The sequence below is a fragment of the Nitratireductor sp. L15S-10 genome, assembly GCF_045011005.1.
Taxonomy (GTDB): Bacteria; Pseudomonadota; Alphaproteobacteria; order Rhizobiales; family Rhizobiaceae; genus Nitratireductor.
Genome location: NZ_CP120674.1, coordinates 1,823,713 through 1,847,576, shown reverse-complemented (window position 1 = coordinate 1,847,576; position 23,864 = coordinate 1,823,713). Strand labels below are relative to the sequence as shown.

Sequence of the window (23,864 nt, the reverse complement as noted above, 5' to 3'; positions counted from 1 at the left end):
AGCAAAATCCGGCAACCATATCCAATCGAAGTGCAAGCGATTCAAACCTCATGGTCACCTACCTCGAAGCAGACTCCGCCCCGATGCGAAACACTGGCCAGATTCGCCTGTACGGCGAGGAAGGCTTCGAAGGCATGCGCCGGGCATCGAACCTGACCGCACGCTGCCTGGACGAGCTTGCAGGCCGGGTTGCACCAGGTGTGACCACCAATGAGATTGACAGGTTTGTTTTTGAATTCGGTATGGATCACGGAGCGATCCCCGCGACGTTGAACTATCGCGGTTACACAAAATCCACCTGCACCTCCATCAATCACGTGGTTTGCCACGGGATTCCGGATGATAAACCGCTGCGCGATGGCGATATCGTCAACATCGATGTCACCTATATCCTCGACGGTTGGCATGGAGATTCGAGCCGCATGTATCCCGTCGGCACGATCAAGCGCGCCGCCGAACGGCTCCTCGAGGTCACCCATGAGTGCCTTATGCGCGGCATCGCCGCAGTAAAGCCCGGTGCACGCACGGGCGCGATCGGAGCGGCCATCCAGTCTTATGCGGAGGGAGAACGCTGTTCGGTTGTGCGCGACTTTTGCGGCCACGGGGTCGGTCAGTTGTTCCATGACGCACCCAACATCCTGCACTATGGCAGTGTGAACGAAGGTGTCGAAATGCGTCCCGGCATGATCTTCACCATTGAACCGATGATCAATCTCGGTCGCCCGCACGTGAAGGTTTTGTCTGATGGCTGGACTGCGGTGACCCGCGATCGTTCACTGTCAGCCCAGTACGAGCACTCGATCGGTGTCACAGAGACCGGCTGCGAAATTTTCACGCTTTCGCCCGCGGGGCTCGACCGGCCCGGTCTCCCGGCCTAGACTGCCATCAGGACGTGCGTCATCGGCAAACCGCACGTTCCCATGGAACAGTGGCGGGGACATTTCATGGAAGAGGACGACGACCACGGTTTTCTGGCCGAACGGCCGCTTGTACCCACTCGAAAATCCGGCATGAAGCCGCATTATCATGGACATCGGGACCGCTTGAGGCAGCGCTTCGCAGAAGCTGGCAGCACGGCGCTTTCCGATTATGAGTTGCTGGAACTCTTTTTGTTCCGCTCGATACCGCGTGCAGATACGAAAGGTCCGGCAAAAGCCTTGCTGGAACGCTTCGGCTCGCTTCCCGAGATTTTCGGCGCCCCGGAGCGCCTGCTGCAGGAAGTCGACGGTATAGGAGAGGCCGCCGCCCGCGATATCAAGGTGGCCGCTGCCCTGGCTCAGCGGATGCTTAAGGCAGACTTGCGCGACCGCCAGCTCCTGACCTCATGGTCACAGGTGATTGAATATTGCACCGCGGTAATGGCCCATGAGGACCGAGAGCAATTCCGCGTCCTTTTCCTCGACAAGAAGAACCAGCTTATTGCCGACGAGGTTCAGCAGACCGGCACCGTTGATCATACGCCGGTCTATCCGCGAGAGCTGGTTCGTCGCGCCCTGGAGCTCGCCGCCACGGCGGTCATTCTCGTTCACAACCACCCTTCAGGCGACCCGACGCCCTCCCGCGCCGATATCGACATGACGAAAACCATCGTCGACACCGCCAAACCATTGGGCATCACGGTTCACGATCACATCATTATTGGCAAAAAGGGACATGCGAGTTTCAAGGGGCTTCGTCTTATCTGATCGTGCCGCAAGAGAATATCCCTCAAAGGTAAAAGGCCGCTCATGGAGCGGCCTTTTCTGATCGTCCGATTAAAGAAGACGGATTACTCGCCTTCTTCCTTCTTCTTGGCCGCAGCCTTCTTCGGAGCGGCTTTCTTCTTCGGAGCAGCCTTCTCCTTTTTTGCCGGCTTTGCCTCGGCCTCGTCTTCGTCGTCCGCCATCAATTCGTCGCGCGAAACCTTTTCGTCAGTGACGGAGATTTCACCGAGCAGATGGTCTATAACCTTCTCCTCGAACAGCGGCGCACGGATGTTGGCCATCGCCTGCGGGTTCTGACGATAGAACTCGTAGATTTCCTGCTGCTGATGCGGCGGGTAGCGGCGGATCGATTCGATGAGTGCACGCTGCATCTCCTCATCGCTGACCTTTACCTCGGCCTTCTCGCCAATCTCCGAAAGTACGAGCCCCAGACGCACGCGACGTTCGGCCAGGCGCTGATACTCTTCGCGCGCCTCGTCCTCGGTCGTGTCCTCGTCTTCGAAGGTCCGGCCGGCGGCCTCGAGATCGCGGGTCACCTGGTTCCAGATGTTCTCGAACTCGGCTTCCACCAGCTTGGACGGTGCTTCGAACTTGTAGGCGTCATCCAGTGCATCGAGAATCTGCCGCTTAGCCTTCTGGCGCGTCACCTGGCCGAACTGGTTCTCGAGCTGCCCGCGAACGATCTCACGAAGCTTGTCGGCAGATTCCAGCCCCAACTGCTTTGCGGTCTCGTCATTGATCTCCAGCTCGTTCGGTTTGGAGATCTCTTTGACCTTGATATCGAATTCGGCTTCCTTACCGGCCAGATGCGCAGCCGCATATTCTTCCGGGAAGGTTACCTTGATCGTGGTCTCATCGCCGGCCTTGAGCCCAACAAGCTGCTCTTCGAAACCAGCGATGAACTGGTTCATGCCGATAACGACTTCGGAATCCTCGGCGGCGCCGCCATCGAAAGGCTCACCATCGATTTTTCCGAGATAGTCGAGCTTGACCTTGTCGCCTTCGGCCGCCTTGCCCTTCTTCACCTCATAGGTGCGGGCAGAATCGGCAACGCGTCGGACCTGCTCCTCGACTTCTTCGTCCGTCACGTCATAAACCTGACGTGTGATCTTGATATCGGAGAAGCTCTTGAGTTCGATCGGCGGGATAACTTCGTAAGACATCGAGAATTCGAAGTCGGCGTTCCCGGACAGAACCTTTTCGGCTTCCTTCTCGTCCTCGGTCATTGAGATTTCCGGCTGAATGGCCGGCTTCTCGCCGCGGTCCGACAGGATGCTCTGCGTGTCCGCAAGTATCTCGTTCACGACCTCAGCCATGAAGGATTTGCCATAGACGCGGCGCAGGTGCTGTGCGGGCACTTTGCCGGGGCGGAACCCCTTGAGGTTGACCTTGCCCTTAGCGTCATCGAGACGCTGGCTAAGGCGCGCCTCCATGTCCTTTGCAGGAACGACGACCTTAAGTTCGCGCTTGAGCCCTGAGTTGAGAGTTTCGGTTACCTGCATCCATCATACCTTTGTATTCGCTTTTGCCGCCGCTTTCACGGCGCCCACCGCTCTTCCTGTCGGGGAATCTTACCGGGAATGGCCCTTCTGGTGCGGGTGGAGGGACTTGAACCCCCACGGCTTGCGCCACAGGAACCTAAATCCTGCGTGTCTACCAATTCCACCACACCCGCTTCGAAAAACCCAAGGAGCGCCCTAAGCTTCCGAAAGCGCGGGTTCTATATCACCTGCACCTAGTCTATCAAAGCAAAATTGGCAAGATTCAGGGCTTTTTTATGCCTTTCTCCGATCGGCCGGACATGAACAGGGCGCGCGCTTTTCCGCACTCATTTATAAACCGATTATATCCCGGCCGAACATCGGCCACAACGCAGCCGCAAAAGCGCCATGCTGCATTGCACAAATCGCATTGCTGTCATGCAACATTGGCACTTCAAAGCTGAGCGGTAAGGGACTATCTCAGGCTCAACAAACGAACACGGAATTCAAACGAAGCGAGCACTGAGATGAACATCATCCGCAATTACCGCAACTGGCGCCGTTACCGTCAGACCGTCACCGAGCTGAGCCGTCTCTCCAATCGTGAGCTGAACGATCTGGGCATCTCCCGCGGCGACATCCCCTTCGTGGCGCGCAAGTCCCTCTAAGGGCATTCGAGATTTCGAGTTTCGCCAGGGTCACCTCCTCCCGATCCTGACGAATATGACCGACAACCTCCTCCTCCCAATTGTCGGTCACCCAAAACAACACCTGCCGGATCTCCTCCCCCGGCAGGTGTTGAAACGGGCGGCAGAGCCGGAAACGGCTCGCCACACAGAGTTTTAGAGTTTCCTTTGGGGTTATCCTCCTCCCAATCCCGAAGGAACCGACCGGCAACCTCCTCCTCCCAATTGCCGGTCATCCCAAAACGACACCCGCCGAACCTCCTCCCTCGGCGGGTGTTGTTTCCGGGCAGAAGCCTCCTATATGGGGCCTGTCAGGATTTGAGTTTCATAGATTTCGCTTGGGTTACCTCCTCCCAACCCTGGCGAATAGACCGGCAACCTCCTCCTCCCAAAATTGCCGGTCATCCCATAACGACATCCGCCGAACCTCCTCCCTCGGCGGGTGTCGTTTTTTTTTCGTCCCTCAGCGTTCCCCGCGCACACCGCGTTTTTTCCATTCGGTCAGTCTCATGATGTCCGGCGTGCCTCCGGCCGGCTCAAACCAGCTATCCACCGCCCAATCCTCACCGCTCTTCGTTCGAAGCACGGCTGTCGCATGCGGGTAACGCACGTCGAGGAAGAATCCGCGCGCGGAGTTTCGCCGGACTGTGTGATGACGAAGAAGCCCATGCCGCTCCAGATAGCGCAGGAGCGTATGCGTGTTTCGCGACTCGTCGATGCAATCCATCTGGCCATAGACATGAGCACCGCCGGGTGCCGATTTCGGATCGTCCCTCACTCCGATAACCCGCGTTGCCAAAGTTTCGAAATAGCGCACCGCCTTTGCCACGGCTGCCCGTTCAGCTCTCGCAGACGCTTTGCCTGATGCCATGATGGCAATCAGTCTCCGCCTGACCCCGGCGTCGATCGTCATGCTTTTCTTGTAAAAGCAGCCATAACCGCTGCACACATACAGTCGCTCCGCCTTCGCTCCGCCTGCCCAGAGGAGTGCCAACGCAACGCAAACCGATACAACACGTAAAATTTCAAGCCCCATGCACGTAGTTTAAGCTGCGTTTATTCACGAGGGAAGCGCTCCCGACGGCACGCTGCATATTTGGTTAGCGCTCCTCGTCCTATGGCGTTGCATTCCCCGGCACGGCAGCTTATCTCCTCCCCATGAAACCGATACACATCATTGGCGGCGGTCTTGCCGGTTCAGAAGCTGCCTGGCAGATCGCACAGGCGGGAATTCCCGCAATTTTGCATGAGATGCGACCGGTGCGCGGCACCGATGCTCACAAGACCGACAGCTTGGCCGAGCTGGTCTGTTCCAATTCCTTCCGTTCCGATGACGCAGAGACCAATGCGGTCGGCCTGCTCCACGCGGAAATGCGATTGGCGGGTTCGCTCATCATGCGTTCGGGCGACGCCAATCAGGTGCCGGCCGGCGGTGCGCTTGCAGTGGATCGTGACGGCTTCTCACAAGCCGTTACGGCAGAGCTTGAGGCCCACCCGTTGATCACCATCGAACGCGAAGAGATCACCGGCCTACCGCCCGAGGACTGGGACCTGGCAATTATTGCCACGGGTCCCTTGACCGCACCGGCACTTGCAGAAGCGATCTCGCAGGCTACCGGCGCCGAATCTCTCGCATTCTTTGACGCCATCGCCCCCATCGTTCATTTCGATTCCATCGATCTGAACGTGGCATGGTTCCAGTCTCGCTATGACAAGGTCGGCCCCGGCGGTACGGGCAAGGACTACATCAACTGTCCCATGGACAGGGCGCAGTACGAAGCATTCATTCAAGCTTTGCTCGATGGCGGCAAGACCGAATTCAAGGAGTGGGAAGGCACGCCCTATTTCGACGGCTGCCTCCCGATCGAGGTAATGGCGGAGCGAGGCCCCGAAACGCTCCGTCATGGTCCGATGAAACCTATGGGGCTGACCAATGCGCATATGCCCGATCAGAAGCCCTACGCGGTGGTCCAACTGCGGCAGGACAATGCGCTGGGCACGCTCTACAATATGGTCGGATTTCAGACGAAGCTGAAGTATGGTGAGCAAACTCGCATTTTCCGTATGATCCCTGGTCTGGAAAACGCCGAGTTCGCCCGCCTCGGTGGGCTGCATCGCAACACTTATCTGAATTCTCCGACCCTTCTGGACGGCACTTTGCAGCTGAAGAGCCGTCCAGGACTTCGTTTTGCCGGCCAGATCACCGGCTGCGAAGGCTACGTGGAAAGCGCGTCCATGGGATTGATCGCTGGTCGCTTTGCTGCTGCCGAACGCTTGGGCCGCCCTATTCCCGTGCCACCAGCGACCACCGCTTTCGGTGCCCTGCTCAACCACATCACCGGCGGACACATTCTTTCGGATGACGAACCCGGCAAGCGATCATTCCAGCCGATGAACGTCAATTTCGGCCTTTTCCCTCCCGTCGAAGTTCCCAAGCCGGAAGGCAAGCGACTTCGCGGCAAGGAAAAATCAGTAGCAAAGAAGAAGGCACTCACAGCGCGCGCACTGGTGGACTTCAAGGCATGGCTTGATGGGCTTCCCGCAGCTGAGGCAGCCGAATAGTTCGGTCCAGAGAAATCTCTGATGTGCAGGTTATTAGGGGTGCGGTTCGCGCACCCCTTCTTCTTTCCGGGGCATTGCAACAGTCCGCTAAACCCTACTCCCAGTCTCTGCTTCGCAACAGAATCGCGCCTGAGAAATTCTCCAGCACTGTTTCGGGATATGAACGGGCGTAAAGATACGTGGGGATCAGCACGATCTGTCTGCCTTCCGCCTCGAGGCGCAATACAGCCGATTGATCGACTTTCGAGGACAGCTCGACGATTCTCGCTGCATCGATCCTGAAGAGAATGGGAGCGCCGGCTTCCGGCGCCAGCGATACGGCGTTGGGTTTCAGCACCGGCCTGAGACGGGTTCCGCCTGGTAGGGACAATGAGACGCTCGCTGTATCTTCCTTGTAGAGCTGTACGTTCTGAACAAGTACATCGAACCCATCCAGGGCAACGGTGACTGCTGTACCGCTGTTATAGGAAAACCCCTGGCGCCCACGCTGAACGGCATTGTCCGGATCCAGATTCCACGCATGGGCAATCTGCCGATAGAGGCTTTCCTCTCCAGACGGCGCGAACCCTTCGGGAGCCACGCCAAGCTCGGCATTCTCTCCACCGAGATAGCGCAGAACGGCAAGCGCTTCCGCCTTCGTTTGAAGGTCCTCAGGCTCGCCACGGACGATATGAAGAAAGCGCGCCTGTTGCGAACTGATGGACCAGTTTACAGCCCCCTGAGGCCCGAAACTGCCAATGAGAAGCGCGATGACTGGCAGGCCTGCGACCACTCGAATATCGCCGCGCAGAGGTCGGACCGTCTGCAGGATGACCAGAGCGAGCATCACAACGCCGAAAAGCCCCAGGAAATAGCGTTCCACAGTCCATCCGAAAGCGCTCACGCGCAACCACAGAGCGTAAAAAAGAAGGCCAAGCGGGACCAGAAGGATCAAGGGCCAGAATCGCACGAAAAATCGGGTCGGCGCGCGTGCCGTATCGAGAAACGGTTTGGTCAAAAGCAGAACCGCAACGGTACAGACACCATAGGTAAGCACCAACCAGCCGATCTGCCCCTGCGGTACCTCTCCGGTTACAACGATCTTTGCCGTGTAGAGATGCAGGATTACCGCATAGATGATGAGAAGCGGAACAGCGGCAAAGTCGCCAAGCGCCCGCATTCCATGTTGCATCATGTCATGTTCGCGCCCGCCGGGCTCCTCATTGAACACAAAGGGGGTCTGACCAAGACCGAACAGCGGAGCAACGAAGAGCCCAATGGACACCCAGATGTGCCCGTAGAAATCGTTGGGTATGTCTATACCGAAGAGGTGTGTGAGGCTCGCCAGTATTGCAGAAACACCACCCCCGAAGAGGACGAATGCTAGGATCGCGAGCGCAGCCGCAAAAGCCAGGCGTGCCGTGAACATCCAGAAGGCGGCGCCTGTCCCTCTGCCAGCAAAGGGCGCGACGGGTACGATTGTCGCCAGAGAGAGAAGAAAAGCCCACTCTACGGTTCGCGCACTTATGGGTGGCCACATCACGGTGAAGGCTGCCAATCCGGCGAGAACGGGCAGGATGTAACAGGGCCACACCGAGAGGCGCCTGGATTGGGCAAACAGCGTTGCGGCAAATGACGCAAGCACCGCCGCAATCAACGCAAAGACCTGATTTTCCTGAGGCACAACGCCGAAGAGCCGGGATGAAAACAGAGTGTTGTCGGCAACGATGGCATTCGCCTGGGCCGCCGTGAGAAGCAGAAAGCCGACAGTAACCGGAAAGCGTGAGACAGCTTCTCCCATCGCGGAAACGGCTTCCTGCAGTGACGCCAGCCAGCCTATGCCCGCATGGGTTCTATTCAGTTTTTCTGACAAGAGATTTCCTCAATCGGGACCGCGGGGCGAACACGAACATGTGAGAACGGCGCAAATGGGGCAGCAGCTTATCGCCAGCCTCTCGCAGCGCGTTTCAATATGAGCCAGTGACGCCGCCACAAAGCAAGAGAGACAATTTCATCAAGAACGGCCTCTCCCCTGGCCTCGAGACGATCAAGGTAAGCGCCTGAAAGCCCTGCAGGCAAAAACGCCGGGCGCAGGCTGGCTGGAAGATCTTTCGCCCCTTGTTCAAACCTGGTCGCATGGTGTCTGCCGAGCGCAATCATCGCGGCAAGCGCGCGCGCCGATCCCGCCTTGTCCTCTCCGTTCAACAGCGCCTCGCGCGTGGTTCCCGCAGCCGCGAGCAAATCCCCCGGAACATAGCACTGCCCGCGCCTGCGGTGGATAGGTAGCATACGCAGGAGCCCGGCGATGGCCTGCGCACAGCCAGCATGCCCGGCAACCGCCGAAAACCGCATTGCAGCAGGCGTGTCAAGCACCAGACCGGCAAGCTGGATCAGCGCAGATGCAGTTTCACCGCAATAGCCTTCCAGGTCGTTCCGGCTCGGCATCGGATCGTCATAAAGATCGAAGGTGCGCGCTTCCAGGAGGTCCAGCAGCGGCTGGACCGGAAGCTGATGAGAACGAACGGCGTTGAGCAGTGCTACCGCAAGCGGCGAGCCTTCCGCACTTTCCGATGCTGTCTGTGCCGTCAGAACATCACGCCAGAACTGCAGCCGCACCTCGCCTGGCAGGGCTTCGCTCACGCGGTCCCGTATTCCCGCCACCTCAGCGTTGAACGCGTAAAGTGCAAAAAGGGCTGAGCGCTTTTCTGCTGGAGCATAAAGGACCGAAAGATAGCGATCCGGGTCAGCCTCCCGCACCAGAGAAACGACGTATTGATGCCCGTCAGCCATCTTAATCGACAGCGATCAGCGCTGCAGCCACAGTCCGGTCCTCGGCCAGAAGCACATTGTAAGTCCGCACCGCCGCGCCGGTGGCCATTGTTTCTACCGCCACACCGGCCTCGCGAAACCGCTTGCGGAGCTCAGCCGGCATCGGAATAAGCTGCTCCCCCGTACCAACAAGCAGGATGTCGAATTCACCGGCTTCATCGAACATGCGGGCAAGATCCGCCTCCTCCAGATCGCGGAAACCTCTGACATCCCACCCGTGTATGCCCGAAGGGAGACACAGGATCGAGCCACGGTGGGACATGTCGGCAAAGCGGAAACCGCCATTGCCATAGGCATCAATCGGAGCACGGCCCGGAAAGTGGGCCGCGCGGATTTCGATACCGCCCGCCATCACTTGGCCGGCAGCTGTCCGGCCGTCTCCGAGCCGGCTGCTTCATCGTCAGCCTGCTCCGCCCCCAGCGCACCAGTGGAGCGCATGCGGAACAGGATCAGCAACGGCCCTGCGATGAAGATCGATGAATAAGTGCCGATCACCACGCCGAAGATCATCGCCGCCGTAAAGGAGCGAATAACCTCGCCGCCGAAGACAAACAGAGCCGCAAGCGCGAGTAGCGTCGTCACCGACGTCATGATGGTACGCGAGAGCGTCTGGTTCATCGACAGGTTCAGAAGCTCCGGCAGCGGCATCTTCTTGAACCGTCTGAGATTCTCGCGAACACGGTCATAGACGACCACGGTATCGTTCAGCGAGTAGCCGACAATTGTCAGAATTGCCGCGATACTCGAAAGGTTGAATTCGATCCCGGTAATCACGAAGAACCCGACCGTCATGATCACATCGTGCAGCGTCGCCAGGATCGCACCCACGGCAAATTGCCACTCGAACCGCAACCAGATGTAGATCAGGATCGCCATCAGCGATACGAGCACCGCTATGGTGCCGGCGCGTGCGAGTTCACCAGAGACTGTCGGCCCGACCACTTCGACACGGCGGAATTCATAAGCGTCTTCAAGCTCACCGCGAATCTTGGTGATCACGGTCTGCTCCGCATTCTCACCGCCATCCTGCGCCTGAACCCGGATCAGCACCTCGCGCGGATCGCCGAATTCCTGAACCTGGATTTCGCCAAGGTTGAGATCGGAAAGACGGGCTCGAATATCGCTTAGATCCGCCGGGCCTTCGCGAGACTGGACCTCGATCGAAGAACCGCCCTTGAAGTCAATGCCGTAGTTCATGTTCACGGTCATGAACAACGCCACCGCCGCGATCGAAGCAATGGCCGAGAGCGTAAAGGTGAGGCGCCGCAACTTCATGAAGCTGACGCTGGTATTGTCCGGTACAAAACGCAGCGGTGTGCGCGGCAGTTCCTTCGGACGGCGACGGCGCACCCAGTCGGCTACGATCCAGCGTGTCAGCGTATAGGCTGTGAACACGGTCGTGGCGATACCGATGGCAAGCGTGACAGCGAAGCCGCGGATCGGTCCGGAACCGAGATAGAAAAGGATGATGGCGGCGATCAGTGTCGTCACATTGGCATCCACAATCGTCGCCAGAGCCTTGGAGAAACCGGTGTCTACTGCCTGGATCAATGAGCGCCCGCCGGCCCGCTCCTCGCGTATTCGCTCGAAGATAAGCACACTGGAATCGACCGCCATGCCAATCGTCAGAACGATACCGGCAATGCCGGGAAGCGTAAGGGTTGCCCCGAGCGCCGAAAGGATCGCGATGATCATGGTCACGTTCGCCGCGAGCGCCACGACGGCGAACACACCGAGCAGCCCATAGGCTGCGATCATGAACAGGACGACGAGTGCAGCACCGATGACCGAAGCGATCTTGCCTGCGTCGATCGAGTCCTGCCCAAGGCCCGGACCCACCGTACGCTCTTCAATGATTGTCAGCGTTGCCGGCAGCGCGCCCGCGCGCAGCAGAACTGCCAGGTCATTGGCCGACTGAACGTCGAAACTTCCCGATATCTGCCCTGTGCCGCCCAGAATGGGCTCGCGAATTTGCGGGGCAGAGATGACCTGATCGTCAAGAATGATGGCGAACAACCGCCCGACATTCTCCTGCGTCGCCTGGCCAAAACGGGTCGCGCCCTTGGTGTCGAAGCGAAAGCTCACCACAGGCTCGTTGGTTCGCTGATCGAATGTCGCCTGCGCATCCACGAGGTTTTCACCCGAGACGATGACCCGATCCTCGATCAGATAGGGAACCGGTGGATCATCCACCGAATACTTGATCGTCGTACCAATTGGCGGGCGTCCGTTGATCGCCTCTTGCACCGGCACCGACTGGTCCACCATCTGGAACGTAAGCTTGGCCGTCTGACCGAGAATGTCCTTCAGGCGCTGAGGATCCTGAAGACCCGGCACCTGAACCAGAATACGGTCTTCACCCTGACGTTGAATGATCGGCTCGGTCGTACCGAGTTCGTTGACACGACGCCCCACCACCTCGATGGACTGCGACAGGGCAGAGGAAACCCGGTAGTTGATCCCCTCCTCCGTCAATGAGTAACGCAGAAGCCCCGGCTCCGGCTCCGTCAGTTGGAGTTCGGTGACGGTGCCCCCGCCGAACAGGCCCGAGTTAACCGGCTGGGTCAGATCGCGAAGTGCCTCCCTGGCCTCCGCCACCTGACCGGCATCGCGAATGCGCACCTGCACGGATTGGCCTGATCCCGTCAGCCCGGTATAGCCGATCCGCTTCTCGCGCAGCAGCCTTCGGATATCGTCACGTGTTGTGACAATGCGCTCTTCGATCAGTTCCTGCTTTTCGATCTGCAGAAGAATATGCGAACCGCCCTGAAGGTCGAGACCCAACGTCATCGGCCGTGAAGGCGCCCAGCTTGGCATCGAGGACAAGTATGATGGCGGTATGATGTTCGGCGCCGCATAGGCGACGCCAAGCGCCACGGCCAGCCATATGAGGATCGTTTGCCAGCGCGAGAAATGTAGCATGGGGCCTCGTCGGTTCGGTTTGGAAGGGCCGTTTTGCCGGCCCTTTCCGGCAATCACGTCATATTGCGGTTATTTCTTGGCGGCCTGGCTGTTGTCAGCCACCGGTTCGCCCTTCACGCGCACCTCGGCAAGCATCGAGCGGATGGCCGTCACCTTGTTTCCGCCGCCGAGATCGATTTCAAGCTCGGCATCGTTGATGACCTTCGTCACCTTTCCGACAAGGCCGCCACCCGTAACCACCGTGTCGCCGCGGCGAACAGCGGCCAGCATTTCGGTACGTTTCTTCATTTGCTGCCGCTGTGGGCGGATTATGAGGAAATACATGATCACAAAGATCAGGACGAAAGGCAGGATGCTGACAAAGATGTCAGGCGCTCCACCTGCGCCAGCCTGTGCGTATGCCGGGGTGATGAACATCGAAAACTCCTGATATGCGCCGGACATCCGGCTGGTCATAAATGTGGCCGGAATATAGACTTTCGCCTATCCATTGCAACTGTTCACCGTCTCTGCGCACGGACTTCTGAGGGCTTGTGCACTCCCGCTCCGCACTCAGTACCGCAATGCCCCCTTCCCGGCTTGCAAATACCGCGCCCCTATGAAAGAACCGTACCGTACGGTACGCAATTCATGACAGCATGCTCCTTCGTGAGGGAATCATGTCCGACAAGACCATCGAAGTGTTGAGTGAGAAGCTGGACAGGTTAATCGCTACGATCCAGAATCTCGGTCCCGCACCTGCTGTGCCTCCCCGGTTCGACGCTGCCGACTGTTTCGTCTGGCAGGCAGAGCGAAAAGCCCTGGAACCCGTAGAAAACGTCAATCGGGTAGAGTTGGGTCTCATTCGCGGCGTCGACCGCGTTCGCGATATTCTCGCCGACAACACTGACCGGTTCGCCAAAAGCCTTCCGGCCAACAACGTCCTCTTGTGGGGTGCCCGGGGCATGGGAAAGTCGTCCCTCGTCAAAGCGGTCCATGCGGAGGTCAACCGCACTGCCGCCAGCGGACAGCCACCTTTGAAACTGGTGGAGATCCACCGGGAGGATATCGAAACACTTCCTCAGCTTATGGCGTTTCTGAAGGTCGCCCCTTTCCGCTTCATCCTGTTCTGCGACGATCTGTCCTTCGATCAGAACGACACATCTTACAAATCGCTGAAGGCGGCGCTGGAAGGCGGTGTCGAGGGCCGGCCGGCCAACGTTATTCTCTACGCCACATCCAACCGGCGTCACCTTCTTCCGCGCGACATGATAGAGAACGAGCGCTCCACGGCAATCAATCCGTCGGAAGCCGTGGAGGAGAAGGTCTCACTGTCGGATCGTTTCGGGCTGTGGCTCGGCTTCCACAAATGTTCGCAGGACGATTATCTCGAAATGGTCCGCGGCTATGTTGCTCATTTTGGCTTGGATATAGCTCCGGAAGCGCTCCGCGCTGAAGCGCTTGAATGGGCAACCACGCGCGGCAGCCGGTCTGGTCGCGTGGCCTGGCAGTTCATCCAGGACCTTGCCGGTCGTCTCGGCAAACGTTTGGACACGTGAACAAAAACCCGCCCTTCCGGGCGGGTCAAAGAGGCGGCCTGACCGGAGGTCTGGCAGGCCGCAGCTTTTTTCGTTATCCAGGGAACGCTTATTCCAGATAGCCGCTCGGATTGACGGGTGTCGCATCCTTACGCACTTCAAAGTGCAGTTTGGGACGATCGGCGCTGCCGCTCATGCCCGACAGCGCGATTTCCTGACCGCGCCGCACCTTCTCGCCACGTTTGACCCGAAGCGCACTGGCATGTCCGTAGACCGTCACCATGCCATCGTCGTGCCGCACCAGAACCGTGTTTCCGAACTCCTTGAGGCCGTCGCCGGCATAAATCACAACGCCGTTTTCCGCAGCCTTGACGGGTGTGCCTGCCGGGACGGCGATGTCGATGCCGTCATTGCGGGCCGAACCGGACGTACTGCCGAAATCCGAGATGATCCGTCCACGAACGGGCCAGCGCAGCTTGCCGATTCCCGTGGAATCCGGCGCGACATCATTGCTCTGCGTTGCAACTGCCGCAACCTGGGTCTGTGTGGTAGAGGTTGCCTGCGGCGCGGAGGCTTTCACCGCCGGCGCGGGTTCGCGTGTCGTGGCACTCGTCGTTGTTCTGTCGACATTCTGCTGGGACACACTTGCCACCTGGGTCTGTTGGCCGCCATTGCCGGAAGGAATGGCCAGCGTTTGCCCCACCCGCAGATATCCATCCGACAGACCGTTCGCCGCCTTGATAGCGCCGACACTCGCGCCGGTTTTGCGGGCGATGCCATAAAGCGTATCGCCTGAAACAACCGTATAGGAGCCCCCCTCACCCAAAGTGGCAGGCGAAGCACCCGTGTTGCCACCTGTGTTCTGGGTATTGGCTGCCGTATTGTTGGTTTCAGCACCTTGCGGTCGCGGTTTTGGCCGCGGCGTTTCACGCAGCACCGCAAGGCGTTCCTGTGGCTCGCGTTGCGGCGCCGGTTCGTTCGGGATCGGCTGACGTGCAGCCTGCTGCTGCGCGCGCGCATCACTGTCCGGTGCAGAGACCGGCGCTCGGCGCGAATAAACATAAGTGGGGATGACGATCTGGCGCCCGGCCTTCAGATCGGACGCGCTCGAAAGATTGTTGGCACTTAGGATTGCCCCCACGGGAACGCCAAAACGCCGTGACAGATTGTAAGCCGTTTCGCCCTCGCGCACGGTGATGGTGGTCCCTCCCACATCGCTCCAGCCGCTATCGCTGCTGTTGCCACTGCGGGCTGGGGCCTGCGCCGACTGACGCGCTATGGATCCGGTCGGAGTACGGTCAAGCTGCGGCTGCGGAGCAGCAGCCACCACCGGTGCCGACTGCGTCGGTGCCGCGATAGGCTGACGCTGCACACTGCCGCTGGCAATACTGGGTGAAGTCAGGTCGACTGGCCGGGTCGCAGCGCGAGCCGCCGTATTGGCGGGCGCCGGCAAAGGCTGCTGCATCGCGCCTCCCACAGAGGCAGACGGTCGGGGTCCCCCGCTCTGCCTGCTGATCGATCCTGTGTAGGTAGTGTCAAGGCCGCTTGCCATATCGCCGGGATAAGGCTGGCTGGCTGGCGCCATCGCCACACTGCGATTCGTCGATCGCGCATCAGCAAAGTCGCTGGACTTGAAGCGCGAGAGGTCTGAGCTGCATCCTGCCGCCACACCGCCGATCAAGATGACGGCGGCTCCGCGCAAAAGCGCGCGATCGAAATTCCGTGCAATACAACGCATTTGACTACCCGCGTACCCAATACCTGAACACGAGCAATTAAATCGCGTTAATGTTACTCAGCGGTTAAGCCGCGCGCGGAAATTGTCTAATGGGGTAGCTTCTCGCGGTTTCAGATCGCTGACGAAACACCCTTCAGAAGAGGCTGGAGGCGGGTTTCCGCAATATCCGTCCGCTCAAACCTGCTGCCAACTTTCTCCAGTTTGGCAACGCTTTGAACATCGTTTCCAGGGCCGATCGGCGCAATCATGATCCCGCCCGTCGAGAGCTGATCCACGAATCGTCGCGGCAATTCGTCGAAAGCGGCCCAGGAAACGATTCGGTCGAAGGGCCCGTCAGCGGACGCCCCATCCGCTCCATCGGCATGGCGGGCAACCACATTGGTGATGCCCAGATGGTCCCAGCGCAACTGCGCCTCCGCTCCCAGCGTCCGGTAGCGGTCGAGTGTGAGGACCCTCCCTGCCAGACGTCCCATGACGGCTGCCGTGAACCCGGACCCTGTGCCGATCTCGAGCACCCGATGCCCGGAAGACAGCCCCAGCGCATCAATCACCTGAGCCTGAAAGTCGCAACCTTCGATGGCCTCGCCGCAGGCAATCGGCACCATTCGGTCGATCCAGGCAAGCGCGTACCACTCCGATGGGAGAAAGCTGCCGCGCGGCGTCGCTTCCATCGCGGCGAAGAGCTCTTTGCTGCCGACACCGCTGGCGCGCATGCGCAGCATGAAGGCGGCAAAGCTCTCTCGCTCCTGCCACGGTTCGTTCATGCCAGTGCCTTGGCCAGCTGATCGCGCACCTCATGCGCCGTCAGATCAAGATGCAGCGGCGTGACCGAAACATAACCGTCGCGCACCGCCGCCTGATCACTCCCCTGGCGAATGTCGGCCTGTTTGCGCCCGAAGCGCAGCCAGTAATAGGGATAATTGCGTCCGTCACGACGTTCTTCCACGTTGAGACCATGGACCATCTTGCCCTGCACGGTCACGAGTGTGCCCTTGGCTTCCTCAGGCGTGCAATTGGGGAAGTTGATGTTGACCAGAACGCCTTCAGGCATCGGGCGTTCGATCAGCTTCTTGAGGATCGGCGGCGCAAGCGCCTCTGCCGTCGCAAAGGGAATGTAGCGGCTTTCGTCGGTGAAATCGTAGGCCTGGCTCAATGCAAAGGACGGGATGCCAAGAAGCGTTCCTTCCATCGCACCGGCAACAGTCCCCGAATAGGTCACGTCGTCGGCAATGTTGGTGCCATTGTTGACGCCGGAAAGGATCAGGTCCGGCGGCGTATCCATCACGTGCCGCACACCCATGATCACGCAGTCCGTTGGCGTGCCGCGCAGGGCAAAATGCCGGTCGTCGATCTTGCGCATCCTGAGCGGCTCGGACAATGACAGCGAGTGGGCAAAGCCCGACTGGTCGGTCTCGGGCGCCACCACCCAAACATCGTCGCTCAGCGTGCGGGCAATCCGCTCCAGCGTCGCCAGTCCTTCCGCGTGAATGCCATCATCATTGGTCAACAGAATGCGCAAAGTCTCAATCCTTCAATGCTTCGATTTTCTCCAGGCCGCCCATATAGGGTTTCAGCGCTGACGGTATCGTGACACTGCCATCCTCGTTCTGGTAATTCTCCAGAACCGCGATCAGCGCCCGGCCAACAGCCGTTCCCGAACCGTTGAGAGTGTGCACGAAGCGCGTCTGCTTCTCGCCTGCAACCCGGTAGCGCGCATTCATGCGCCGCCCCTGAAAATCGCCGCAGACCGAGCAGGACGAAATCTCACGATAGGCGTTCTGCCCCGGAAGCCATACTTCCAGATCATAGGTCTTGCGTGCGCCAAAGCCCATGTCACCGGTGCACAGCACCATGGTGCGGAACGGAAGATCGAGCTTTTTGAGCACGGTTTCGGCACAGGCCGTCATGCGCTCATGCTCGCCAATCGCGCTTTCGGCATCGGTGATCGAGACAAGCTCCACCTTGTAGAACTGGTGCTGACGCAGCATGCCGCGCGTATCGCGTCCCGCAGAACCCGCTTCCGAGCGGAAGCACGGTGTCAGCGCGGTAAAGCGCAGCGGCAGCTTTTCGCCATCGAGAATTTCCTCGCGCACCAGATTGGTGAGCGAGACTTCGGCGGTGGGGATCAGCCAGTGATCGTCACCGGCGCGGAAAAGATCTTCGGTAAACTTCGGCAACTGCCCCGTACCAAACATCGCATCGTCGCGCACCAGAAGCGGCGGCTGGACTTCCGTATAACCATGCTCCTGCGTGTGCAGGTCGAGCATGAACTGCCCCAACGCACGCTCAAGCCGCGCAAGCTGCCCGGAAAGCACCGTGAAGCGCGAGCCCGAGAGCTTCGCCGCGCGTTCGAAATCCATCTGGCCGAGCGCCTCACCGATTTCGAAATGCTCCCTGGCCCAGTTGGCGCGCTTCGGCTCGCCATGTTTGCGCACCTCCACATTGTCGTTCTCGTCAGCGCCGACAGGCACATCGTCGAGCGGAACATTGGGAATACGCGCCAGCGCGTCGTTCAGCGCGGCGTCATGGCGCCGCTCCTCGGCTTCGCCATCCTGCACAAAGCTCTTCAGCTCCGACACCTCGGCCTTCAGCTTCTCGGCAAGCTCCCTGTCGCCGGAGGCCATGGCCTTGCCGATTTCCCTGGAGGCGGCATTGCGGCGCTCCTGCGCTTCCTGCAGCTGTGTAAGGTGCTGGCGGCGCGCTTCGTCGAGCGCGATAAGCTTCGCGCTTTCAGGGTCCGCGCCGCGCTTTTTCAGCGCTTCGTCCAGCGCCTGCGGGTTCTCGCGAATCCATTTGATGTCGAGCATGTCAGATTTCCAATCGCGGAGAGATTGCGGTGAACCGCCTCGAACGCGACAGGAAAGCCTGCAAATCTAGGCGGTCGGCTGGTCCGCTTCGTCGGTCTCGTCCTGCGCGGTCTTTTCCTTCTCGCGCTGGCGCTCGACCATACGGGCGGCCCAGATGGCAATTTCGTAGAGAAGGATGGTCGGAAGCGCAAGACCGATCTGGCTCACCGGGTCCGGTGGCGTCAGGATCGCCGCCGCCACAAAGGCCGCCACGATCGCATATTTGCGCTTGTCGGCGAGCCCAGTCGAGGTCAGAAGCCCCACCCGCGCCATCAGCGTCGTCACCACCGGGAGCTGGAACACCAGGCCGAAGGACAGGATCAGCGTCATGATCAGCCCGAGATATTCGGAAACCTTGGGCAGGAGCGAAATCTGCACCGTATTGTCCGGCCCCACCTGCTGCATCGACAGGAAGAACCACATCACCATCGGCGTGAAGAAGAAATAGACAAGCGCTGCACCGATCAGGAACAGGATCGGCGAAGCAATCAGGAACGGCATGAAGGCCCGCCGCTCATTGCGGTAAAGACCGGGCGCGACAAATTTGTAGACCTGCATGGCGATCACCGGAAAAGCGAGCACCAGTCCGCCGAACATGGCAAGCTTGATCTGGGTGAAGAAAAATTCCTGCGGCGCGGTGTAGATCAGGTCCACCTTGTCCGCGTCCAGCCCCGCCCACTGGGTAGCCCACTGGAACGGGATGACAAGCAAATTGAAGATTTGCTTGGCAAAGAAAAAGCAGACGAGGAACGCCACGAAAAACCCGGCAAGCGCCCACATCAGACGCGATCTGAGCTCGATCAGGTGGTCGATCAGCGGCGCGGAAGACTGATCGATATCGTCGTCACGTTCGGCGTTCACGACTTGGCTCCGCTAGTCTTTTTTGCCGGAGCGCGCTTGGTCGCGCCCGCCGTTTTGGTTTTGCTGCCTGCCTTTGGCCTGGCCGTCGTCGCGGGCTTTGTTGCCGGTGCTTTGGCCGCCCCTGGCTTTGCTGCCGTTTTCCGTGCAGTTCCCGTCTTGCTCGCCGCTGTAGCCTTGGGCTTTGCCTCACCCGGCATGCGGGTCGCGCCCGCCTTTGCCGGCGCCGCCGCTTGCGGCTCCTTGGACGCCGGCGTGCCCGATTTCGCCGCCTGCGGCTTCATCGCCGCATCAAGTCCGGAGCGGATCTCCTGCCCCACCTTCTCGATCGGGTTGAGATGTTTCTTGATCTCGTTGCGCGGATCGAGCTTGCGTGCGTCGTCCACGAGGGATTTGACGTCATCAAGCTCCGCCTCCTGCAGCGCCTCATCGAACTGCTTGCGGAAATCGCCCGCCATAGTCCGCAATTTGGACGTCGTGCGCCCGAAGGTGCGCAGCATACGCGGCAAGTCCTTCGGCCCGACCACGACGATCAGGACGATGGCGATCACCATGATTTCGGGCCAGCCAAGATCAAACATAGGTCACCGGAAACGGATAGCAGGAAGTGGAAACGCTGCGCGGAACGCGGCGAATCAGCCGGACTTCTTCTTGCTCGGCTTGGTCGCTTCCTTCACCGGCTCATCGGCCTGATGTTCGACCGTCTTGGTCGTGTCCTCATCATCGTCGGACATGCCCTTCTTGAAGCTCTTGATGCCCTTGGCCATGTCGCCCATCAGCTCGGGGATCTTGCCGCGTCCGAAAAGAAGCAGCACCACGACGAGCACGATAAGCCAGTGCCAGATTGAAAAGGAACCCATGATCAGTCTCTTTCACCAATTGCCATTGATTTGATTTATGCGCTTTCGCGCGATGTTTCAAACGATTGTCTCGCGAATACGAGAACATCGCTCTCGATCACGTTCAGCCAGATGTCTCGCACGCCCGGCTGCAACTGTCCGCAGCGCACACGCGCCCGCACGTGATGGTCAGCCCCGGGTATCGCAAGTTCGAGGAACTCCACCACGCCGAGGAAGCGGCGCGAAACGATGCGTGCCGGTACAGAACCCCGTTCCTGATCCACCTGAAAGCCGGAAAGGCGTACAGCCACCGTGGCGTCCGTCCCCTCTTCCAGACCACCTGCCGGAAAACGCCCCAGAGGCGTTTCCACGCCGCCGCCATGTACCTGCCCCTCAAACTCGTTGATCTCCGAAAAGAAGCTGGCGACGAAGACGTCGGCCGGACGTCGATACAGTTCTTCGGCGGTCCCCACCTGGACAAGCTTACCATCCTTGAGGAGCGCAATCCGGTCCCCCATGCGCATCGCTTCCTCTGCGTCATGCGTCACCACAACGGCGGTCGCACGGCTTTGCCGCAGAATGGAGAGCGTTTCCGCGCGCACACTGTCCTTCAAACGGGAATCGAGCCCTGAGAATGGCTCATCCATCAAAAGCACCGCCGGCCGTGGCGCCAGCGCACGTGCAAGGGCAACACGCTGCTGCTCACCGCCCGACAACACGTGCGGATAGGCACCCGCGTAACCTTCAAGCCCGACGCGCTCAAGCGCGATCATTGCCTCTTTCTGGGCTTCCTCACCCGAAAGCGCGGTCAGTCCAAAACGCACATTGTCGAGAATCGTCAGATGCGGAAACAGCGCAAAATCCTGAAACACTAGACCTATCGAGCGCTTTTCAGGCGGCAGGAAAACACTGGGCCCGGCAATTTCCCGCTCGTTCAGAAACACCTGGCCGGAGCGTTGCGCCTCGATGCCGGCGGCAATCCTGAGCAGGGTCGTCTTGCCGGACCCCGATGGGCCGAGAAGACAAAGCACCTCACCCGGCTCTGCGCAGAGAGAGACATCCCTGAGCGTCTGCGCTCCCGAAGCATAGGCATGACTGATATTCTGGAAAGAAAGACGCGCCGCGAAGCTGACGCCGGCCGTTCCACGCGCCGAACTTTGCTTCTTAATGTCCATGCACCGGTATCCCTGGATGGATCGCAGGCGGCCCCTGTCCCGCAGGACTTCCGTCAATCATCCTCAGCGAGCGGTGTCAACAGACCAAGTTCTTCCAGGTCGATATCCGTCAGCGGATCTTCATCTTCTGTGAGTTCGTCCGGATCGCTCATTGGCTGCGGCACCGAGAAATTGGCCGGCATTCTGGCAGAAAGCAGCCCGGCCCCTTTCAGCTCATCGATGCCCGGTAGATCGCGCAGTTCCGTCAGCCCAAAGTGATCCAGAAATTCCGTGCTGGTTCCGTAGGTTACCGGGCGTCCGGGTGTGCGGCGGCGACCGCGCATCTTGACCCAGCCCGTTTCAAGCAGAATGTCGAGCGTGCCCTTGGATGTCTCGACACCGCGAATTTCCTCAATCTCGGCGCGTGTCACCGGCTGGTGATAGGCGATGACCGCGAGCATTTCGAGCGCGGCACGCGACAATTTGCGCTGCTGAACAGCGTTCCTGTTCATTAGAAACGACAGATCGCTTGCCGTTCGAAAGGCCCAGCTGTTTTCAACGCGAACCAGGTTTACCCCGCGCTTTTCATAGTCTTTCTGGAGTTCGGCAAGAGCTTGAGCAACATCGGTTCCATCGGGCAGACGCTCAGCCAGCGCCTTTTCGGCCACCGGTTCCGCGCTTGCGAAGATAATGGCCTCCACCATCCGTTTGACCTCGACGAGATGCGGCGAACGCGCCTGAGAGGTGTCGTTTTCCTGCTCGCCCTCGTTGGCGACAAAGGGAACCACATTGCTGTTGTCAGTCATCGGCGTTCTCAAAAAGGCTGGCTGGCGCCTTCTTGCCCGTCCGCATGTAGATGGGGGCGAAAGGCTCCTGCTGGCGAATTTCGAGCGCTCCTTCCCGCACCAGTTCAAGAGAGGCGGCGAAAGAGCTTGCAGTTGCTGTCGCCCGGTCCTCCGCATTGGTCATGTAGCGGATGAGAAAATGATCGAGCGCAGTCCAGTCGCCGAATTCGCCGATCATTCGAACAAGGATTTCACGCGCCTGCTTGAGCGACCAGACACCCCGCTTGGCAATGCGCACATTGGTAACCGCACGGCGCTGACGCTGCGAGGCATAAGCGGTGAGAAGGTCGTAGAGCGAGGCCGCAAAAGCGCTTTCCTTCTGAACGATCACCGGTTCCGGCATTCCACGGGCAAACACGTCCCGGCCCAGGCGATTGCGATTAACGAGTCGGGCCGCTGCATCTCGCATCGCTTCCAGGCGTTTCAGCCGAAACTGCAAAAGTGCTGCCATTTCCTCACCGGTCGGCTCTTCGTCCTCCGGTTTTTTGGGGATCAGCAGGCGGGATTTCAGATAGGCGAGCCAGGCCGCCATCACCAGGTAGTCGGCGGCCAGCTCCAGCCGCATCTTGTGGACCTTTTCGACGAAAGCGATGTATTGCTCGGCCAGGGCCAGCACGGAAATCCGCGCCAGATCCACCTTCTGCGTCCGCGCCAGATGGAGAAGCAGGTCGAGCGGACCTTCAAAACCGTCGACGTCAACCGTCAGCGCAGGCTCGGAGACACCACGCTCCTTTGCCTGATCGTCCCACAGCTTGTCCATGGGTGCCGGTTTGACGGCCGTCTTTTCAGCGTTCTGCGCCAAGCGTCATTGACCCTTATCGTCAAGCGACCGCCGCGAAGCACTCCTCGAATTCCGCGCGCGCGGCCAATTCTTCCGTATCGTCCCCCGGATTGAGGCAAGCCAGTGCACGATTGGCCCGCTCCAGGCTCTTGCCCGACAATTCAGGCGCCTTTTCGGCGACAGCCTGCATTTCCGGCATAATGCCGTGACAGTGAAGGACGAGATCGCAGCCCGCCGCAAGGATTGCTTCGGCCCGTTCTGAGAAATCCCCAGAAAGTGCGTGCATGGACACGTCGTCGCTCATGAGGAGTCCGTCGAAGCCGATCTCCCCACGGATGATGTCGCGCACCACCTTCCCGGATGTGGTTGCCGGGCGTTCGGGATCTACCGCATGGAAGACAATATGCGCGGTCATCGCCATCGGCAGGTCAGCCAGCGCCTTGAAAGGCACGAAATCGTGTGTGCGCAGTTCCTCCAGTGACGCCGTCACCTCGGGCAGTGCCTTGTGGCTGTCCGCAAAGGCCCGCCCATGACCCGGTATATGCTTCATCACGGGAAGAACGCCCCCCGCCATCAGCCCGTCACTCGCCGCCTGTCCGAGTGCGATCACCGTCTGCGGGTCATGAGCGTAGGCGCGGTCCCCGATCACGTCATGCGCACCTGAAATGGGGACGTCGAGCACCGGAAGACAGTCCGCAGTGATCCCGTAACGCCTGAGATCCATTGCATGAAGACGCGACATCAGCCAGGCCGCACGCACCCCCAGTTCCGGGTCCCTTGCAAAAACCCGGCCCAGTTCACGCGCTGTGGGGTAATTCGCCGCCAGCGGAGGACGCATGCGCTGCACCCTGCCCCCCTCCTGATCGATGAAAACCGGTGCATCCGGTCTCCCGACACTTTCACGCATGGATGCGACAAGATCGCTTACCTGTGAGGGTTCGCCAATATTTCGCGCGAACAGGATAAACCCCCATGGGCGCTCATCGCGATAGAAGGCGATTTCATCTGCAGTCAGTGTTTTCCCGGTCGCGCCGAGGATCATGGATTTTGATTCGCTCATGACATCAGGATAGCCGGGCAGAGGAATCTGGAAAAGAAAACAAAAAACCGCCGCACAATGGCGG

The 23,864-nt window shown here is 59.6% G+C and carries 23 protein-coding genes and 1 tRNA gene; 5 read left to right on the top strand and 19 right to left on the bottom strand.

Features of this window, described 5'->3' with window-relative positions; translation table 11 throughout:
- Positions 1-50: 50 nt before the first annotated feature.
- Complete coding sequence (gene map / locus P2W41_RS08820) at positions 51-878, top strand: type I methionyl aminopeptidase (protein WP_292896080.1); 828 nt, start codon at positions 51-53, stop codon at positions 876-878.
- 42 nt (positions 879-920) lie between these two features.
- Positions 921-1,685 carry a DNA repair protein RadC gene (radC, locus tag P2W41_RS08815; RefSeq protein WP_404934879.1) on the top strand — a complete coding sequence of 255 codons (765 nt, stop codon included), beginning with the start codon at positions 921-923 and terminating at the stop codon, positions 1,683-1,685.
- Positions 1,686-1,768: 83 nt separating this feature from the next.
- Here the strand turns inward: radC and tig are convergent, their stop codons facing one another.
- Together tig and P2W41_RS08805 are read right to left on the bottom strand one after the other, a co-directional pair.
- Positions 1,769-3,205, bottom strand: a complete 1,437-nt coding sequence (gene tig / locus P2W41_RS08810; protein ID WP_292896084.1) for a trigger factor — start codon at positions 3,203-3,205, stop codon at positions 1,769-1,771.
- 88 nt (positions 3,206-3,293) lie between these two features.
- Positions 3,294-3,378: transfer RNA gene (locus tag P2W41_RS08805), tRNA-Leu, on the bottom strand.
- Between the two features lie 333 nt (positions 3,379-3,711).
- Between P2W41_RS08805 and P2W41_RS08800 the strand changes: the two genes are divergently transcribed.
- Positions 3,712-3,852 (top strand): DUF1127 domain-containing protein, encoded by a 141-nt coding sequence (locus P2W41_RS08800; RefSeq protein ID WP_007008226.1) that lies wholly within the window; start codon positions 3,712-3,714, stop codon positions 3,850-3,852.
- A gap of 481 nt (positions 3,853-4,333) precedes the next feature.
- Here P2W41_RS08800 and P2W41_RS08795 read toward each other — a convergent pair whose 3' ends face one another.
- Entirely contained in the window at positions 4,334-4,783 is a 450-nt protein-coding gene (locus P2W41_RS08795) for a hypothetical protein (protein ID WP_292896089.1), read from the bottom strand.
- 245 nt (positions 4,784-5,028) lie between these two features.
- Between P2W41_RS08795 and trmFO the strand changes: the two genes are divergently transcribed.
- Complete coding sequence (gene trmFO, locus P2W41_RS08790; RefSeq protein WP_404934878.1) at positions 5,029-6,432, top strand: methylenetetrahydrofolate--tRNA-(uracil(54)-C(5))-methyltransferase (FADH(2)-oxidizing) TrmFO; 1,404 nt, start codon at positions 5,029-5,031, stop codon at positions 6,430-6,432.
- A gap of 94 nt (positions 6,433-6,526) precedes the next feature.
- Here the strand turns inward: trmFO and P2W41_RS08785 are convergent, their stop codons facing one another.
- The 5 genes from P2W41_RS08785 to yajC all read right to left on the bottom strand — a co-directional run bounded on the left by P2W41_RS08785 (position 6,527) and on the right by yajC (position 12,579).
- Positions 6,527-8,284 (bottom strand): DUF4153 domain-containing protein, encoded by a 1,758-nt coding sequence (locus P2W41_RS08785; protein WP_404934877.1) that lies wholly within the window; start codon positions 8,282-8,284, stop codon positions 6,527-6,529.
- Positions 8,285-8,352: 68 nt separating this feature from the next.
- Positions 8,353-9,201, bottom strand: coding sequence for a phytoene/squalene synthase family protein (locus tag P2W41_RS08780; protein ID WP_292896095.1), 849 nt, complete (start codon positions 9,199-9,201; stop codon positions 8,353-8,355).
- A 1-nt stretch (position 9,202) separates the two neighbouring features.
- The gene (locus tag P2W41_RS08775; RefSeq protein WP_292896097.1) at positions 9,203-9,592 is read right to left on the bottom strand and encodes an Mth938-like domain-containing protein; all 390 of its coding nucleotides are present in this window, start codon (positions 9,590-9,592) and stop codon (positions 9,203-9,205) included.
- Positions 9,592-12,162, bottom strand: a complete 2,571-nt coding sequence (gene secDF / locus P2W41_RS08770; RefSeq protein ID WP_404934876.1) for a protein translocase subunit SecDF — start codon at positions 12,160-12,162, stop codon at positions 9,592-9,594. The genes P2W41_RS08775 and secDF overlap by 1 nt, the downstream gene beginning before the upstream one ends.
- A 69-nt stretch (positions 12,163-12,231) precedes the next feature.
- Positions 12,232-12,579 carry a preprotein translocase subunit YajC gene (yajC, locus tag P2W41_RS08765; RefSeq protein ID WP_404934875.1) on the bottom strand — a complete coding sequence of 116 codons (348 nt, stop codon included), beginning with the start codon at positions 12,577-12,579 and terminating at the stop codon, positions 12,232-12,234.
- A gap of 242 nt (positions 12,580-12,821) precedes the next feature.
- On the opposite strand from yajC, the gene P2W41_RS08760 reads away from it, so the two are divergent.
- Complete coding sequence (locus P2W41_RS08760; protein WP_292896103.1) at positions 12,822-13,700, top strand: ATP-binding protein; 879 nt, start codon at positions 12,822-12,824, stop codon at positions 13,698-13,700.
- Between the two features lie 88 nt (positions 13,701-13,788).
- On the opposite strand, the gene P2W41_RS08755 is transcribed toward P2W41_RS08760, so the two are convergent.
- The 11 genes from P2W41_RS08755 to nagZ form a co-directional block, all read right to left on the bottom strand.
- The gene (locus P2W41_RS08755; protein ID WP_404934874.1) at positions 13,789-15,144 is read right to left on the bottom strand and encodes a peptidoglycan DD-metalloendopeptidase family protein; all 1,356 of its coding nucleotides are present in this window, start codon (positions 15,142-15,144) and stop codon (positions 13,789-13,791) included.
- A 383-nt stretch (positions 15,145-15,527) separates the two neighbouring features.
- The gene (locus P2W41_RS08750; RefSeq protein ID WP_404934873.1) at positions 15,528-16,181 is read right to left on the bottom strand and encodes a protein-L-isoaspartate(D-aspartate) O-methyltransferase; all 654 of its coding nucleotides are present in this window, start codon (positions 16,179-16,181) and stop codon (positions 15,528-15,530) included.
- Positions 16,178-16,936, bottom strand: a complete 759-nt coding sequence (surE, locus tag P2W41_RS08745) for a 5'/3'-nucleotidase SurE (RefSeq protein ID WP_007008238.1) — start codon at positions 16,934-16,936, stop codon at positions 16,178-16,180. The genes P2W41_RS08750 and surE overlap by 4 nt, the downstream gene beginning before the upstream one ends.
- 4 nt (positions 16,937-16,940) lie before the next feature.
- Complete coding sequence (gene serS / locus P2W41_RS08740) at positions 16,941-18,224, bottom strand: serine--tRNA ligase (RefSeq protein ID WP_404934872.1); 1,284 nt, start codon at positions 18,222-18,224, stop codon at positions 16,941-16,943.
- 66 nt (positions 18,225-18,290) lie between these two features.
- Positions 18,291-19,124: a twin-arginine translocase subunit TatC gene (tatC, locus tag P2W41_RS08735; protein ID WP_065815102.1), complete on the bottom strand. Its 834-nt coding sequence runs from the start codon at positions 19,122-19,124 to the stop codon at positions 18,291-18,293.
- The gene (gene tatB / locus P2W41_RS08730; RefSeq protein ID WP_404934871.1) at positions 19,121-19,702 is read right to left on the bottom strand and encodes a Sec-independent protein translocase protein TatB; all 582 of its coding nucleotides are present in this window, start codon (positions 19,700-19,702) and stop codon (positions 19,121-19,123) included. Before tatB ends, tatC begins: the two co-directional genes overlap by 4 nt.
- Before the next feature lie 54 nt (positions 19,703-19,756).
- Positions 19,757-19,981, bottom strand: coding sequence for a twin-arginine translocase TatA/TatE family subunit (locus P2W41_RS08725; protein ID WP_292896117.1), 225 nt, complete (start codon positions 19,979-19,981; stop codon positions 19,757-19,759).
- Positions 19,982-20,016: 35 nt separating this feature from the next.
- Positions 20,017-21,135 (bottom strand): ABC transporter ATP-binding protein, encoded by a 1,119-nt coding sequence (locus P2W41_RS08720; RefSeq protein ID WP_292896119.1) that lies wholly within the window; start codon positions 21,133-21,135, stop codon positions 20,017-20,019.
- Between the two features lie 53 nt (positions 21,136-21,188).
- A complete protein-coding gene (gene scpB / locus P2W41_RS08715; RefSeq protein ID WP_404934870.1) occupies positions 21,189-21,920 on the bottom strand; it encodes an SMC-Scp complex subunit ScpB in 732 nt (243 codons plus the stop codon).
- Positions 21,913-22,719, bottom strand: a complete 807-nt coding sequence (locus tag P2W41_RS08710) for a segregation and condensation protein A (RefSeq protein WP_404934952.1) — start codon at positions 22,717-22,719, stop codon at positions 21,913-21,915. Before P2W41_RS08710 ends, scpB begins: the two co-directional genes overlap by 8 nt.
- A gap of 61 nt (positions 22,720-22,780) precedes the next feature.
- Entirely contained in the window at positions 22,781-23,800 is a 1,020-nt protein-coding gene (nagZ, locus tag P2W41_RS08705; RefSeq protein ID WP_404934869.1) for a beta-N-acetylhexosaminidase, read from the bottom strand.
- Positions 23,801-23,864: the final 64 nt, after the last annotated feature.